This window comes from Gilvimarinus japonicus (genome assembly GCF_042847215.1).
In the GTDB taxonomy this organism is placed as follows: domain Bacteria; phylum Pseudomonadota; class Gammaproteobacteria; order Pseudomonadales; family Cellvibrionaceae; genus Gilvimarinus; species Gilvimarinus japonicus.
In genome coordinates, this window is record NZ_AP031500.1 from 1,980,332 (window position 1) to 1,996,749 (window position 16,418).

Here is a 16,418-nt window from a genome sequence, read left to right on the forward strand (position 1 = left end):
GTTCTGCAAGTTATTGAAAAATATAATAATTAATTGCTCTCTTGATCTTTTTGTAAAAAAAACCTAAAGCAATCAAACCTCCTGACGATAACCTACACAGAAGTGCTGCAAATACGCGACTTCATCATCGGCTGATCACAGCTGGCAAGACTGTGAACAGGTAAAAAACTTAGGAGATTACTCATGGCTCTAGTAATTAATACCAACGTTGCCTCCCTGAACACTCAGCGCCAGCTGATGCAATCTGGGCAATCACTCGATCAGGCCACCGAGCGCCTGTCTTCCGGTCAACGCATTAACTCCGCTAAAGACGACGCAGCGGGCTTGGCGATTGCTAACCGCATGACCTCACAAATTCGCGGCTTGGACCAAGCTGTACGTAACGCCAACGACGGCGTGTCTATGATTCAAACCGCTGAAGGCGCGCTGCAAGAGGGTACTAACATCCTCCAGCGTATGCGCGAACTGTCGGTACAGTCTGCTAACGGCATCTACTCTGATGCTGACCGCGGTCGACTAGATGCAGAGGCGCAACAGCTTAAAGAAGAGCTGGGCCGCATCGCCGAAGAAACTACCTTTAACGGCCAAAAACTGCTTGATGGCAGCCTTAAAGGCGCTAAATTGCAAGTGGGCTCTGAGCAGAACCAAACCATTGAAATCACTGTGGGCTCTTTCAGCACAAGCTCATTGGGTGGCTCTTCAGGTGATATCGTTAGTGAGGCGGCGGCCAATGGCCTGGCTGATCTACAGTTGCTTGATGGCACCGATACCTTCAAAATTAACGATACTGTGATCAGCTCACTTACTGCTGCTTCTACCCTGAATGAAGCGCTTAAGATCATGAACGCTGACCTTGAAGGTAAGGGCGCACAAGTTTCCGCGCAGACTGAGATCAAGGCCGACAACACCGGTTCTGGTGTGCTGCGGGCGGGCACTGACACCTTGACGATTGCCGTTACTGACGGCGATGGTAACTCTCAATCTTACGTGATTAGTGACACCAAAAACATGGATGAGTTGGTTGCCAAGATCAACGACGAGACTAGTGTCGAAGCGAGCCTTGATGATAAAGGTAAGCTGGTACTTAATGCTCAGGGCGCTGAGGACATTACGGTAACCGATAGCACCACTAACGATGTGGCTTCTGGCTTCTCGACCACTAACACAGCTAACTTCTCACTGGTATTTAATGATACTAGCTCTGATAACGCTGGCGTAAAGATCCAAGCTGAAGGCGCGGCCTCGTTAGCTGCAGCGAACAGTGCCAATCTGGGTATCGACTTGCAGGACGACAATGGCAATATCGAAGGTGCTTCTGTTACTGCGACTACGGGTACTGATCTTTCTGAGGGTGATTTAATCATTAACGGCGTTGAGATCGGCGTGATCGCCGGTGGCTCAGATGCGGCCGCAACCTTGGCTGAAGCCATTAGTGTGATTAACGAGAAGTCGGCCGAAACCGGTGTGGTAGCCTTTATTGGCTCGGGCGGCGATGAGATCGCGCTAGCGTCTGCCAGTGGCGATGAGGTCTCCGTTGAGTATGGCGACTCATCCACCGCAGCCGATGTACTAGCTGTGACTGGCTTGCAAGAGCGTAACGCGTCGGAAGGTGCGGGTTCGGTAGCGAGCATCGACATTTCGACCGCCGCCGGCGCGCAAAAAGCCATCGGTATCCTGGATGAGGCGATTGGCCAAATGAGTGCCACCCGAGCGGACCTGGGTGCGATCAACAACCGTTTGGACTTTACCGTTGCCAACCTGAGCAACGTCAGCGAGAAAACCTCGGCGGCACGTTCGCGGATTGAAGATGCAGACTTTGCGGCTGAAACTGCCAAGCTGAGCCAATCTCAGGTATTGCAACAGGCGGCTCAGGCCATGCTGGCACAGGCAAATGCCCGTCCTCAGCAAGTTCTGTCACTGCTGCAGTAATCGTCAGGGCTTACCCCGCCGAGTTAATCGGCGGGGTTTTTGAGTGAGGACAGTACCATGAATGAAGTAAACGCTACAGGATCAGAGGTCTATACGTCTGCCAAGTCTGGGGCTGCTTCATCGGTAAACCGTCAGGGGGGGCAGGTGAGCGGCAATAAGTTGCCACCGCTAGCGGATGAACAACCCAATAGTGTTTCGGTAGAAAACACCGCTGAACGCACTGCCACTAAACCTGAGTTTCGCGACAATGTTCGCCAGGCCGTTGCTAAGATGAACGAGTATGTTCAGTCCACGCAGCGCGATCTGCAGTTTAGCTACAATGAAGAGCTGGGCGAGACCATTGTTAAAGTGCTTGATAGCAAGACACAGGAAGTGATTAGGCAGATACCCGACGAGGTTTTTGTCAGCTTGGCGCAAAAATTGAATGCTGATGAGCCAGTGCCATTGCTACAAGCGCAGGCTTAATCGTCGACAAGTAAGCAGATTAACGATTGGGGCGCCTTAGGGTGCCCTTTTTTTGTTTTGGGTGCTAAAGCAGGCTAAAGTTTACTCAGTAACAGCCGATACAGATATTAGGCACACACGCGTGGAGTAAGGTTATGGTCGACAACAACATTATCAGTCAGCTGGGGGGCGGTTCCGGGATCGATACCCAAAAGCTGGTAACGGATCTGGTCGAGATCAGTCATGCTCCGCAAGCTAATCGCTTAGACTCCCGTGAAGAGAAGCTGCAAACACAATTATCCGATTATGGAATTTTACGCAGTGCCTTGGCTGACTTAGAGTCGGTGGTGGCCAACTTGGCAAGCCCGGATATCTTTGATGCTAAATCCGTCTCGGTGCCCGATACCTCTCTATTCGCCCTAAGTGAGCTCGACTCCAGCGCCCAAGCGGGCAGTTATCAAGTTCAGGTCGACCAGATCGCCCGTGCACAATCACTTAGCAGTCAAACCTATGCCTCAAAAAGCGCCGAAGTCGGCACCGGCACACTGACGCTGCGTCTGGGTGATTGGAATAGTGCACTCGATGATTTTACTGTCAACAGCGAGGCGGTCGGCGCCACAATCGAGATTGATGAATCTAATAATAGTCTCGAGGGGTTGCGCGATGCCATTAACAAGGCCGACATCGGTGCGCAGGCCAGTATTGTGGCTGATGGTAACTCCTACCGGCTGTTGATCACGGGTCCGTCGGGCGCCACTAATGAGGTCGAAATTACCGCCAGCGAGGATGCCGGTGCGCCGGGACTGGCCAACTTTAACTTTAACGCCACTAATCAGGCCCTCACGCAAAATCAAGAGGGTCAAGATGCGCTGGTACGCGTGAATGGCTTGCAAGTGTCGCGCGCGTCTAACTCTTTCGATGACGTGATTGACGGGCTCACTATTGATTTATACAACGCCTCCGTGGATGAAACCGTCAATATTACGATCAACGAAGATCGCAACACCGCCGAGACGGCAATTCGTGACTTTGTCGACGCCTACAACGTTTTTATGGAGCAGGCAAAACAGCTAACGGGTGTTAACCAAGAGACGGGTAAAAATGGTAGCTTAGCCAGCGATTCGTTAGCCGATAACTTGGTGGACCGAGTAAAAGGCTTTATAGGTGCGGCTGTTCCCGGATTAGAGGGGGGCTTTGGCAGTTTGGCTAATTTGGGCATCCAAACCAAAATTAGCGACGGCACCTTGCAAATCAACGAAGACCCAGACCGTATTAACACCAACTTCAATGCCGTGATGGAAAATAATTACGGCTTGGTTAAGTCATTGTTTACACCGCAAACACGCTCAGACAGTGGCAGCATTGAGGTGACAGGCTTTAGCAAGCAAACCAACCCGGGCAGCTACGATGTACAGATTACCCAGCAGGCGACCAAAGGCAGCTTACAGGCGGGCAGTGTGGTTGCGGGGTTTCCGTTGGACACCACGGGTAAAGATTACAGCTTTGATATTGCGGTAGACGGTAATCAGGCATCGGTGAGCTTGCCTGACGGCGTTATTTATAACACCCCGGAAGAGCTGGCGACTGAGATCGAATCGTTAATTAACGTCAGTGAGGCCGTTTCTGGTAATCGCAGCTCTGTCAGTGTTAGCTACGATAGCGGCAGTGGTGCGTTTAACTTTATCTCCGATAATTACGGCAGCAGCAGTACCCTAGAGATCACCGCGATAGGCGGCGATACTGCCGAGCTTGGTTTAGCCGTGGCCGCTGGTACGGCGGGGCAGAATGTTGCCGGCACCGTTGATGGCGAGCCAGCGTTTGGCTATGGTAACGTCTTGCTGCCTAAAATTGGCAGTAGTGCTGACGGCTTATCGCTACTGATAAAACCGGGCGCTACCAGTGCTACGGTAGGCTTTTCACGGGGGTTTTCGGGGGGCTTAAGCAGTCTCATTAATGGCTTTATGGTCAATAATGGATTGATTGACCGGCGTGAAGATAATATCAATGAAAGCTTGGTTGACATAGAAGATGACCGCTCGGATCTAGAGCGCCGCACAGAGGCCTACCGCAGCCGGCTAAGCAGTCAGTTTTTGGCGATGGAGTTAATCGTTAATGACCTTAACAGCACCGGCAGCTTTCTTGAGGGGCTCAATGATCGGCTGCCCTTTACCTCGCCAAATAGGTAGATAGCCGACATCGCTACTGATACAAAGCGAATGGTTACCTCTAGCGTTAGAGTTGATATATGACATGTGAGCCGCTTAATAAGCCCGTCGCGATCGTACCGGCCAGAGCGGGCTCTAAACGGTTACCGGGTAAAAATTACCACCCGTTGCTGGGTAAACCGCTGATCCAATATACCCTAGAAGCCGCAAAAGAGAGCGATCTTTTTGCGCAAATTTTAGTGTCGACAGATGACCCGGTGGTGGCTGACATAGCCCTAAAGCTGGATTGTCAGCCACTGGAAAGGCCCAGTGCGTTAGGGCAAGATGACTCAACCACCGACGCTGTCATTGCCGATGTTATTACGCGCGTGAATCTCTCTGATAAGCAACTGATTGTTTTGTTGCAGCCGACTTCACCACTGCGACAAGCTCACCACATTGTGCAAGCTTACCATTATTATCAGTCGCTCCCCTCATCAGATAATGGTGTGATTAGCCTGGTTAAAGGCAGTAAAAAATACCTAAAAGCATATTGCCTGCTAGACCAAGAGCTGACACCGATCTACCATAAAGATGCCTCATATAGTTGCGAGCAGGCCCTGCCTGATGTTTATTTACCCAACGGTGCCCTATATTTGTTCTCGGTGGCGGCCTATCGGGCAGAAGGCTGTATCCCCAGAAGTGGATTAAAACCCTATATAATGGCTGAACACGATAGTATTGATATTGATACCATCGAAGATCTGCGAGAAGCGGAGCGGCTAATAAAAGCGAGGATGTGATGACCAAGCCAGAGTTTATTGTTGCGGGACGGCGCGTAGGTGGAGACGAACCCCCTTTGGTGATCGCGGAAATCGGCATTAATCACAGCGGATCGCTAGACATTGCTAAGGCCATGGTAGATTGTGCGGTTGCTCATGGCGCTGAGGTTATTAAACACCAAACCCATGTCGTCGAAGACGAAATGGCGCCCGCGGCAAAGTTAATTAAACCAGGTAATGCCGATATCAATATTTTTGATATCATGGATTCGTGCGCACTGTCGTTTGAAGACGAGCGAGAGTTGAAACATTATACTGAGCAAAAAGGTGCGGTTTTTATCAGTACGCCTTTTTCCCGTGCAGCGGTTGATCGGCTTGAGATGTTAAATGTTCCCGCTTATAAAATTGGCTCGGGAGAATGCAATAACTACCCTTTAGTTAAGTATATTGCCCAGCAGGGCAAGCCTGTCATTCTCAGCACTGGCATGAATGATATTCAGGGTATTACAAAAGCTGTCGCTATACTGCGCGCACATAATGTTCCCTATGCTTTAATGCACTGCACTAATATTTATCCTACTCCTGCGCAGCTCGTGCGTTTTGGCGCCATGAGCGAGCTGATGAAAGCGTTTCCGGAAGCGATTGTTGGCTTGTCCGACCACACTACATCCAACCTTGCGTGTCTAGGGGCTGTCGCATTAGGTGCTGAACTGCTCGAACGCCATTTTACGGATTCTATGGGGCGTGACGGTCCCGACATTATATGTTCGATGGACGGTCCGGCTCTCAAGGAGCTAAAAGAAGGCGCTGCTTTGATGAAACAAATGCGTGGCGGCACCAAAACGCCATTGCAAGAGGAGCAGGCAACCATCGATTTTGCGTATGCCTCTGTGGTGACAATTAAAGCGGTTAAAAAAGGTGAGCTTCTGACCGAAGATAACCTTTGGGTTAAACGCCCCGGTGTTGGCGGCATACTTGCTGAGCATTATGATAGCTTGTTAGGAAAGCGCGCTACTCGGGATATTGCGGACGGAGCACTCTTACAATTCTCCGATGTTCTAGAGGAAAGTGCGTGAAACGTAAAATACTCTTTTTAACCGGTACTCGGGCTGATTTTGGCAAAATGCGCTCGTTGGTTGATGCACTGTGTGAGAGCGGGCAGTTTGACGTTCACTTGTTTGTAACAGGCATGCATATGCTCAGCCGGTATGGGCTTACTTCACGGGAAATAGAGCATCGCGGCTACCGAAATATTTATAAGTTTATCAATCAAAACTACACCGACACCATGGATGCGGTGTTGGGGAAAACAATTATTGGCCTGTCTGACTATGTTAAAGAAATTCAGCCGGACATGCTGGTGGTGCACGGAGATCGGGTCGAGACTCTAGCGGGGGCCTCGGTTGGTTGTTTAAATAACATCTTAGTCGCCCATGTCGAGGGCGGAGAGGTTTCCGGCACAGTTGATGAGATTTTGCGTCATTCCGTAAGCAAGCTATCACATCTTCACTTTGTATGTAATGAGCGCGCTCAAAATCGTTTGATGCAACTTGGAGAAAATAAAAACAGTATCTATGTTATTGGATCGCCGGATGTAGATGCGATTTTTAGCGATAAATTACCTACACAAGAAGCGGTAGCTGAGCGCTATAATATTCCGTTTAAACGCTATGCTATTTTGCTTTATCACCCAGTGACAACCGAAGCGGATCAGGTAGAACGCCAGATCGATCAGCTCTTGCAGGCGGCCCAAAAGTGCGGCGATAACTTTGTTGTGATCTACCCCAATAACGATGCCGGAAGTGGCAAAATTATCGAGCGTTATCGTGAGCTTGAAGCGCACTCCGAGCGGTTTCGTGTTTACCCCTCGATGAGGTTCGATTATTTTTTGTCATTGCTCCGAGGCGCCGATTACATGCTGGGAAACTCTAGCTCGGCCTTGATGGAAGCGCCATATTTTGGTGTGCCGGCGGTCAATGTGGGGACTCGACAAGCCAGTCGGGCATCGCTTCGCAGTGTGATTAACGTGGGTAACGATAAACGAGATATTCTGACCGGTGTGGAGCGTGTGCGGCAGTTAAAGGTTGAACCCGAACAGCATTTTGGTGAAGGCGGTAGTGATAAAAAGTTTTTAGGTATCTTGCAGCAAGCTGATTTTTGGCGTACGGAAAAACAAAAAACCTTTATTGATATGGATTTGTAAATGCAGGTTCTTCATGTGGGTAGCTTTATTGGTAATATTGGCGATAACGCCAATCATCAGGGGCTTCGGCGGGTCATAGAGCGCACCCTTGACTCTGGCGTGAACTACCATAACTGGGAGATTCGTCGCTGCTATCAAAACTATAACGCGCCTGATCAGTGGCGCTTTGATGACGAGTTTGTTCGTTGTGCCAATGAAGCTGATTTGGTTGTAATTGGTGGTGGTAACTTTTTTGAACCTTGGATAGAAGCCTCGGCTACTGGGACAACAATCGACCTACCACTCGAGCAATTAACAAAAATTACAGTGCCGGTTGCCTTTTACGGTGTTGGGTTTGATACCCATAAAGGTTTTAGCGATAACACGCTGGGACGCTTTGATCGCTTTGTACACGCTTGTGGCGGTATGCCCAATGTGTTTTTGTCGTTTCGCAATGATGGCTCAAAAGATAATTATCACGCGGCATTTCCTAATCATTCGGTTCAGCCGCATATCGTTCCCGATGGTGCATCTTTTTTCCAGTGTGAGGCGAGTACTTGGCTGCCTGACGGGAGCATCTATTGGGCCGTCAATATTGCAGGGGACATGAAGCCACTGCGTTTTTCAGGGGATTCCAATGGTGAGTGGCTGAGATTTTTACAGAATCTAGCGTGTGTCCTTGAGTCCAATTTAGGTGCTAATCCACAAGTAAAGATCGTGCTTATACCGCATATACCCAGTGATTTAGAGGCTATTAATAGTCTTTTGCAGGTTATGGATGATTTTCTTGTTAGATCTCGCGTGATTGTCGCGCCTATGTGGCAGGGCTGGGATGGTTGTAAGGTTACGTTTGGACTTTACAAACAGTGTCAGCTCTCTATTAGTATGCGCTTTCACGCCAATATTACGCCGATGGTAATGGGTGTGCCGACTATTGGGTTGGCAAGTTACCCTAAAATAGCGGCTTTATATCGTGAGATGGGCCTGAAGCGACAACCAGTGTCCGCGCAAGCGAGCGACTTTATGACAAAGCTTCAGTGCGAGATTGATCTCATTAAACACTCACCAGAGCAAGTCTTGACTGATTACACGCAAGTTTTAAAGGCCGCGCGCTCTATGGTTGAGCCTTTTGAGCGCTTTTTGCGGCAACAGTTCTCTTTACCTCAATAGACGCTTAAGAACACTCACGCTATTTGACCTTGTCGCTGATGTTACGAGAGCGGGAGTCTTTTCTCAATAGTTGATACCCTATACGCTCACGAGCTTCGTTGAGGTAATTTAGGTAGTGCGCCTTTGTTTGTTTGAAGTTAGAGACGGCCTCGTCAGGGTTTTCGCCGCAATAGAGTGATTTGGCTAATAGGTGGGAGAACTGTGCGGAGCTCCCACGCAGTAGCCAGTAAGTGTGAGCATTTTTATCGGCTCCTTTAAGATCCCCAAGCATGGTGTGTTGTCTCGTCAGAAGTTGATGACAGTCCGCAATGCTCTCAGGTTGTTCTGAAAAAAGCTTTATTATCTGGCTGATGGTCTCAGTCGCCGCTTTAAAATCACTCGTTACCGCTTGTTGAGATGGCGCTCTTTTAAAAACATTTGGGTCAAAATGAGGCCGAATCAGTGCGTCCACCATCGACATTTTGTTCGCGATTGGACTAGATGCGATAGCAATATCATCGATTTCAATGGGCTTAGCCCCGTCAATCAGTACGCCATCACTGGCATTGTGACACTCGAGCCCGGGTGTATGCCGGATAACATCACTCACCATCTCTCTGGCTGCAGCGTATATGTTGTTACTGATAATTTCGTCGCCGCGGTTGCCTGGTAAAGTTGTCGTGTTTTTAGCGTCACGCTGATATAGGTTTAAGCTGGCAACGTGCTCTTTTTTGATGTCATAGTGTTTACTGTGAGAGGAGTGGTGTTGCCCCGAGGCCGAAAAGCCCAAGTCTAGCCCAAAAAAGTAAAGTTTTTTGAACCCCATGTTAGCCATTAGCGCGATCGCCGCATTGGCAACAGTCGGGTTGCAAGAGCGTAGGCTGATAAAAGGTTTCTTCTGGCCAGCGAACCGGCTGACGTAGTGCGTCCCTAAATCGTTTGACTTCATCGCCATTGATCTTTTGGGGAAAAGGTCAAATACATCGGGGTGCACCGTGTTTAGAGCGATTAAAGCGATGTCATTGCGGAACTCTTGTGACGTGGAGGCGGTTATCCACTCGTAAACGGGCCGTGTACGTTCCATTTCAATGTGTATGTCAGGTTTGATGCCCATTTTTTGGAGAGAGCCAAGCGCGGTACCACAGGAGACGATCAACGCGTTGTTCTGTTGAGCGGTTAACAGGCCTTGGGCCTTATCCAGTGATGGGCCGTTTGCGATAATAAATACGGGGGTTTTGGCGGTAATTTCTGTCGCTTTGTTTTTCTTGGTTAAAATTGGCATCCTTTTTTTAAGGTTAGCAATGGTGTGAGCTATACTGACTTGCTCGTCATCAAAATAACCTGTCATGCTCAAAGTGGCTGGTAGCTGCTGTTTGAATGTCTTCAGGGAAGCCTTCATTTCATTACTGATTAAGTGTTCGAAGACATAGCCTTTGATGGCATTGTGGTCGCCTATTTGGCGAATATAATGGTTTACCAAAGTAAGGTATTCGGTAGTCGACTTCCCGAGAATTAGATTGATGGTTTTGTTGTCTTGGTCGAATTGCTCGGCAATCGTTTGCCAGTCGATACAATACAGCGATGAGTAAAAGCAGTCGGTGGAAGGTTCAACGATGCACAAGTTTTGAATGTTTAAGCGTTCGATAAGCTCGGGTATATGATAACCACTGCCGATCCCCAATATTTTCATAAATTGAATGGGCTCATCGGTGCCGGCTTTTCGTTCTTTCGGACTCACTTCTTTTAATTCTTCAATGGCGGCATTATGATTCTTGAAGTGAATATCCTGATCGGTGTTGGCCCCGTGTTTGGCGCTAAAATCAAGTACATAATGCTTAGGAGCATTTAGGTAGTAATCGACGGCTTCACGCAAATATTGTTCGGGGTTGTAAGGGTATAGGGCTTGATTGGTTTTGATGTCAACTAAATTGAAGTGACCGTCATCATCAACCATAGGCCTGACGATTGCTGGTTGGTAGTGACGGTATTGATCGTAGATATCCGGCAGCACTTGCTGGAAAAACGCCAGGTTTTTTTCGAACTGGATGTTGGCCTTTAAGGCGTTTTGTTGTGCTTGCGCTTGCCGCAATGTCTCAGAAATGTCACTCATGGACCCAAGTTCCTTGTTGCTGCCAGATTTTGGGCGGCAATTGCCTGCCGCTATTGAACACTATGCTTTATTAGCCCTCAAAATAGCACGAAGTGTGCCACAAAAAAATCTGTTAAAAGCTTAAAGTTATTGGAATATCGGCCGTTACGGTTATTGGGTGAGATGTCTCTGTAAACTTTAAAATTGTACTTCGCCGCTAATTGAGAGTGACTTTATGAATGCCTACAGCGCCGCCAAGCAATACCAGCAAGTTAATGTGCAATCGAGTGTGATGGACGCCTCGTCGCACCGGTTGATCCAAATGTTATTTGAAGGCGCGCTGGAGCGTATTGCCCAGGCCAAGGGTGCGCTGGCGCGTGGCAGTTTTGTGCAAAAGTCTGAGCGGATCACTAAAGCGGTCAATATCGTACAGGGGTTGCAGGGCAGCTTGAGCGATACCGAAGGTGGTGAATTAACCGCCAATCTTGATGAGCTGTACGATTATGTGATTCGCACCTTGATTCAAGCGAACCGGGGTAACGATGTCGGCAAGCTGGATGAATGCGCGCAGTTGTTGGGTGATATTAAGTCCAGCTGGGACCAAATCTCTGATCACTCAAGTGCACAGCCCGCCGGAGCCTACTCTTGAGGTTGGTCGCCACCAGCGCGCCAAGCCTGGCAGGAGAGGGCGGCGTTGCTCAGTTGCAGCAGCTACAGGCGGATATGCGTGCGGCTTTAGGTGCCGGCGATTATCGCCGCGTGCGGCAGCTGGATGATACCTGTACCCTGGTGCTCGATAGGCTTATTGAGATCAACCGCCAGCAGCCCGGTGCGCTGCTTCAGGCCATGCTCGATTTGAAACAGATGTACGCCGATTTATTAACCGAGTGTCAAACGCGCCCAGCACGGGTTTGTTGACGGCGAAACGTCCACACGCAGTATTATTTTAAAGCCTATAAGCCGACCAAATGTTGGCTTATAGGCTTTTTTGATTGCCATCTCTATAGCGCAAAATTGCAGCTGTAAGGTCTTGTTTTATATGCTATTGTAAATAGCCGCGTCAATTGTTTGACTAATCCCAGTAAACCCGCTATCTATATAAATACCGCTTTTCGTTCTGAGGGCTTGGGCCTATTCCCGAGTGACCGTCAGAACGACCGTTTTAAGGTCGAGTATGTGCCGAAACAATAAAATTTTAATTGTCGATGATAACGACTCAAGTCGCCAAGAATTGGCGACGATTTTTGGTTTTCTCGAAGAAGACACCTGTATTACCACCTCGGATGAGCTAGAGGCGACCCTAGCGGACGGGGATCAGGCCAAATCTTTTATGTTGGTCGTGGTTGGCGAGCAGTGCCGCCTGTGGGGGGAGCAGCTGCTGGATCGCCTAGAGCAGTGGAACGACGAAACAGCTGTGGCCCTGGTGGGGCAGTCGCGGTTACAAGCGCTGGATAACTATGCCGCCAAGCTTCGGATTAAAGTCGTAGGCGCGATTTCTACCCCCGTCAGTTATACGCCGCTAATCAATATTCTGCATCGCGCTCGTTTGTTTGGCGACGCGCAACACTCTAATAAGCAGCGCGCTCAGCGCCGCCCGGTGCATCTGTTTCGCTCCTTAGTAGGCACCAGTCGCGAGGTACAATCCGTTCGCGATATGATGACTCAGGTGGCCGATAAAGAAGTGTCGGTACTCATTACCGGTGAGTCGGGTACGGGTAAAGAGGTGGTCGCGCGCAACCTGCACTACCACTCGGCGCGTCGAGAAAAGCCCTTCGTACCGGTCAATTGCGGCGCGATTCCCGCCGAGTTGCTAGAAAGTGAGCTGTTTGGCCATGAGAAAGGCGCCTTTACCGGAGCAATCTCGGCCCGCGCTGGGCGCTTTGAGTTGGCTGAAGGCGGCACCCTGTTTTTAGATGAAATCGGTGATATGCCGCTTAACATGCAGGTAAAAATCCTGCGGGTATTGCAAGAGAAGTGCTATGAGCGCGTGGGCAGTAACCGCACTGTGCCGACCAATGTTCGTATTATTGCGGCGACTCACCGCAACCTAGAGTCCATGATTGACGAGGGAAGCTTTCGCGAGGACTTGTATTACCGGCTCAATGTCTTTCCCATTGAGCTGCCATCGCTAAAAGATCGCTCCGAGGATATCCCTCTGTTGATTAACGAATTGGTCTCGCGCATGGAGAGCGAAAAGCGCGGCTCGATACGGTTTAACTCGGCGGCTATTTTATCGCTGTGCAATCACACCTGGTCGGGCAATATTCGCGAGCTCGCTAACCTAGTCGAGCGCATGGCGATTATGCACCCTTATGGCGTGGTTGGGGTTCAAGATCTACCTCCCAAGTACCGTCATGTAGATGTTGAGGACGAATCCTTTACCCTCGAGGAAGAATCTGCCCCCGGTGCCGCCGTTGTGAGTTTACACGACACGGCCCTGCTGCCAGAGCAGGGCATTGATTTGCGAGAGTATTTGACTAACTTAGAGCGTGATCTGATTCAGCAGGCACTGAACGATTGCGGCGGCGTTGTCGCGCGCGCCGCTGATAAACTGTCTATTCGGCGCACGACGCTGGTCGAAAAGATGCGCAAATACGATTTACAGCGTTAGCCCCTGCAGCGGCCGGCGGATTCCGGCCGCTGCAACGCGTCTTGTTGTCACCTTCCTACCTAATACGTCCGCTCGTCATATTATCGCTTTCTCTGCCAAAGAATTGACTCCCACTTTTTTGTGATATTTTAAGTTGTTGATATTTATAGATAATTTCTGTTGGCACTGTGCTTGCAGTTACCCCCTGTAACACAGCAATAGCGATGGGTTTGCATTGCGCCGATTGCTTGCACGATGATTGCGAGCCGAGCCAAAAGGTACTGCTATGACGGTCAAAGCTGACGTCTTGAACATTGAACGGATCGATCAAAATATCGCCACCGCACCGGACAAAGCGGCGGCTCTGGCGGATGCGTTTGAGCTGTTCTCGCAGATGTCTGATCAACTCACCACCTCATATCGCGCGCTTGAGCAGCGCGTGGCCGACTTAAACGATGAGCTAATCGAAGTCACCCAGCAGCGGCTTGATGAGCTGGCCGAAAAAGAGCGTATTGCCAATCGGCTTGAAAGCTTACTCAATGTCCTGCCTGGCGGCGTTGTTGTACTGGATAGTAAAGGCCGGGTACGCGATTGTAACCCGGCCGCCACCGAGCTGCTGGGCGAACCCCTTGAGGGCGAGTTGTGGCGCGATATCATTGCTCGTTCGTTTGCGCCACGGCAAGACGACGGGCACGAAATCTCATTGCGCGACGGCCGGCGTATCAGTATCGCGACGCGCAATCAGGGCAGTGATGGGCAAATAATCTTACTGACCGATCAGACCGAAACCCGTCGCTTGCAGAGTGAGCTAAGCAAGCATGAGCGCTTATCGGCACTGGGGCAAATGGTCTCTGCGTTAGCGCATCAGATCCGTACGCCGCTGTCGGCCGCTATGTTGTACTGCGGGCACTTACGTAAAGAGCAGTTGCCGCTTGAGCAGCGCCGTCAATTTGCCGAGAAAGTCTCCAACCGGCTCAATCATATGGAGCGGCAGGTGCAAGACATGCTGCTGTTTGTTAAGGGTGAGTTGCCCATCAGCGATTGCTTAAGCGTGGCAAGTTTGCAAAGCGATCTGGCCGAGGCGATGGAGGTGCCGGTATTAACCTCAAATAGCACCGTTAACTGGAGCGTAACAGGCGACGATTATTCGCTGTCGTGCAATCGCGATGCGCTGGTGAGTGCGCTGCTTAACTTGGTCAATAACGGTATTCAAGCAGCTGGCCGCGAGGCTCATATCAGTATCACCATAAGCCCGCAACAATTGGCGGGCGAGCATTGGCTGGCCATTGAGATCTGCGACGATGGCCCCGGCATTGATCCAGATTTGCTGCCCAGTTTGGGCGAGCTATTTGTTACCACTAAGGCGCAGGGGACCGGGCTCGGTTTGGCGGTGGTGCAGGCGGTCGCGCGGGCCCACGGAGGCCGGTTTAATTTGCGCTCGAATAAAGGCGAGGGCGCTCAAGCGCTGGTCCTGTTGCCGGCGATGGCGCCGGGTTCCCCCACTTCTGTTTAAAGTCTGCCGGAGACTTACTATGTCAAACACAGCTACGCACCTCACTCAGGCCACCGCTCCCGCTGTCATGGTGGTGGAGGACGACCCCAACCTGCGTGAAGCGCTCGTCGACACATTGGTGTTGGCCGATTATCCGGTTGTCGAGGCCGATAGTGCCGAGTCCGCCATTGCCCATTTAAAGGCCGGAGCCGAGGTGGGCATGATTGTCTCGGATGTGAATATGGGGGTAATGAGCGGTTATGATCTGTTAAAACAAGTGAAGTCCGACCATCCACATATCCCGGTATTATTAATCACTGCCTACGCCAGCATTGCCGATTCAGTCTCGGCGATCAAAGAAGGGGCGGTGGATTATTTGGTTAAACCCTTTGAGCCGGATGCTTTGCTGGAGTCTGTCGCCCGCCATGTCGGCGGTGTGGTCAGTGTTAAAGATCAGCCGGTGGCTGAGGCGCCGGGCAGCAAGCAGCTATTGCAGTTGGCACAGCGCGTTGCTCAGTCAGAGTCCACCGTATTAATTATTGGCGAGTCTGGCACTGGTAAAGAGGTGTTGGCGCGCTATGTACACGACCATTCACCCCGCGCCGATAAGCCTTTTGTCGCCATCAATTGCGCAGCCATCCCAGAGAATATGCTAGAGGCCACATTGTTCGGCCACGAAAAAGGCGCCTATACCGGCGCGCATACCAGTGCACCGGGTAAGTTTGAACAAGCTAACGGCGGGACGTTACTGTTGGATGAACTCTCAGAAATGGATGTTGGGTTACAGGCGAAACTGCTGCGAGTGTTACAAGAGCGCGAGGTCGAGCGCGTCGGCGGGCGCAAAACCATTTCGCTGGATGTGCGGGTGATTGCCACCTCAAACCGCGATATGCGCGCCGAGGTAGTGGCGGGCCGCTTCCGTGAGGATTTGTACTTTCGTTTAAGTGTCTTGCCTTTAGAGTGGGCGCCGCTGCGCGATCGGGTGGAAGATATCGTACCGCTGGCGGTTAAACTGTTAGAGCGCCACGCGCGCAAACAAAAGCGTGGCCGGGTGGTGCTGGATGCTTCTGCAAAACAAGCCTTGCTGGCTTACCGCTGGCCGGGCAACGTGCGTGAGCTGGACAATATTATGCAGCGCGCCCTTATTTTACAGGCCGGCACTAGCATCAATGCCACTGATTTAGGGTTGCACACCACCGCCCATTATAGTGACAAGCCTAGCTTGCTCGATAACCCTAGCGTGCCTACAGCGCAACCTGAGGCTCGGGTACCTAGCGCAATGGATTTTGCCGAGCCGCAAAAGATAAATGATGCCGCAGGCTTGAGCCAAGCGCCGGCCGAGCTCGGCAGTGATTTACGTCGCCATGAGTTTGAGATTATCGCCGATGCGCTTCGAGCTGAGCGCGGCAGCCGTAAAAACACCGCCGAACGATTGGGTATTAGCGCGCGCACGCTGCGGTATAAGCTTGCCCGCTTTAAAGATGAGGGTTTTGCGCTCGATATTTAATGGCGAGTGCTACCTTGACCGTTGGCCGCCGGGGTGACCCGCGCGGCCATTTTTTATTTTGGGCACTTAGGTTTACAGCTTGTTTATGACGGGTGTTTTTTTGGCCCACT

13 protein-coding genes are annotated in these 16,418 nt (G+C 50.7%); 12 read left to right on the forward strand and 1 reads right to left on the reverse strand.

Annotated elements, in window-relative coordinates; translation table 11 throughout:
• Positions 1-183: 183 nt before the first annotated feature.
• The 7 genes from ACGHAD_RS08490 to ACGHAD_RS08520 all read left to right on the forward strand — a co-directional run bounded on the left by ACGHAD_RS08490 (position 184) and on the right by ACGHAD_RS08520 (position 8,651).
• Positions 184-1,929: a flagellin gene (locus tag ACGHAD_RS08490; protein WP_339615346.1), complete on the forward strand. Its 1,746-nt coding sequence runs from the start codon at positions 184-186 to the stop codon at positions 1,927-1,929.
• A gap of 57 nt (positions 1,930-1,986) precedes the next feature.
• Positions 1,987-2,394 carry a flagellar protein FlaG gene (locus ACGHAD_RS08495; protein ID WP_339615345.1) on the forward strand — a complete coding sequence of 136 codons (408 nt, stop codon included), beginning with the start codon at positions 1,987-1,989 and terminating at the stop codon, positions 2,392-2,394.
• A 134-nt stretch (positions 2,395-2,528) separates the two neighbouring features.
• Complete coding sequence (fliD, locus tag ACGHAD_RS08500) at positions 2,529-4,559, forward strand: flagellar filament capping protein FliD (protein ID WP_339615344.1); 2,031 nt, start codon at positions 2,529-2,531, stop codon at positions 4,557-4,559.
• A 59-nt stretch (positions 4,560-4,618) separates the two neighbouring features.
• On the forward strand, positions 4,619-5,320 hold the full coding sequence (locus ACGHAD_RS08505) for an acylneuraminate cytidylyltransferase family protein (protein ID WP_339615343.1): 702 nt from the start codon (positions 4,619-4,621) through the stop codon (positions 5,318-5,320).
• Positions 5,320-6,375: an N-acetylneuraminate synthase family protein gene (locus ACGHAD_RS08510; protein WP_382415690.1), complete on the forward strand. Its 1,056-nt coding sequence runs from the start codon at positions 5,320-5,322 to the stop codon at positions 6,373-6,375. Before ACGHAD_RS08505 ends, ACGHAD_RS08510 begins: the two co-directional genes overlap by 1 nt.
• Positions 6,372-7,502, forward strand: coding sequence for a UDP-N-acetylglucosamine 2-epimerase (neuC, locus tag ACGHAD_RS08515; protein ID WP_339615341.1), 1,131 nt, complete (start codon positions 6,372-6,374; stop codon positions 7,500-7,502). Before ACGHAD_RS08510 ends, neuC begins: the two co-directional genes overlap by 4 nt.
• On the forward strand, positions 7,503-8,651 hold the full coding sequence (locus ACGHAD_RS08520) for a polysaccharide pyruvyl transferase family protein (protein WP_382415688.1): 1,149 nt from the start codon (positions 7,503-7,505) through the stop codon (positions 8,649-8,651).
• Positions 8,652-8,670: 19 nt separating this feature from the next.
• Here ACGHAD_RS08520 and ACGHAD_RS08525 read toward each other — a convergent pair whose 3' ends face one another.
• On the reverse strand, positions 8,671-10,740 hold the full coding sequence (locus ACGHAD_RS08525) for a 6-hydroxymethylpterin diphosphokinase MptE-like protein (protein WP_339615339.1): 2,070 nt from the start codon (positions 10,738-10,740) through the stop codon (positions 8,671-8,673).
• Positions 10,741-10,954: 214 nt separating this feature from the next.
• Here ACGHAD_RS08525 and fliS point away from each other — a divergent pair, with 214 nt between their 5' ends.
• From fliS to ACGHAD_RS08550, 5 genes are all read left to right on the forward strand, one after another.
• The gene (gene fliS / locus ACGHAD_RS08530) at positions 10,955-11,368 is read left to right on the forward strand and encodes a flagellar export chaperone FliS (protein ID WP_339615338.1); all 414 of its coding nucleotides are present in this window, start codon (positions 10,955-10,957) and stop codon (positions 11,366-11,368) included.
• Entirely contained in the window at positions 11,365-11,637 is a 273-nt protein-coding gene (locus tag ACGHAD_RS08535) for a hypothetical protein (RefSeq protein WP_339615337.1), read from the forward strand. The genes fliS and ACGHAD_RS08535 overlap by 4 nt, the downstream gene beginning before the upstream one ends.
• Positions 11,638-11,893: 256 nt before the next feature.
• Positions 11,894-13,330 carry a sigma-54 dependent transcriptional regulator gene (locus ACGHAD_RS08540; protein WP_339615336.1) on the forward strand — a complete coding sequence of 479 codons (1,437 nt, stop codon included), beginning with the start codon at positions 11,894-11,896 and terminating at the stop codon, positions 13,328-13,330.
• A gap of 265 nt (positions 13,331-13,595) precedes the next feature.
• A complete protein-coding gene (locus ACGHAD_RS08545; protein ID WP_382415685.1) occupies positions 13,596-14,822 on the forward strand; it encodes a sensor histidine kinase in 1,227 nt (408 codons plus the stop codon).
• Between the two features lie 19 nt (positions 14,823-14,841).
• The gene (locus ACGHAD_RS08550; RefSeq protein ID WP_382415683.1) at positions 14,842-16,308 is read left to right on the forward strand and encodes a sigma-54-dependent transcriptional regulator; all 1,467 of its coding nucleotides are present in this window, start codon (positions 14,842-14,844) and stop codon (positions 16,306-16,308) included.
• Positions 16,309-16,418: the final 110 nt, after the last annotated feature.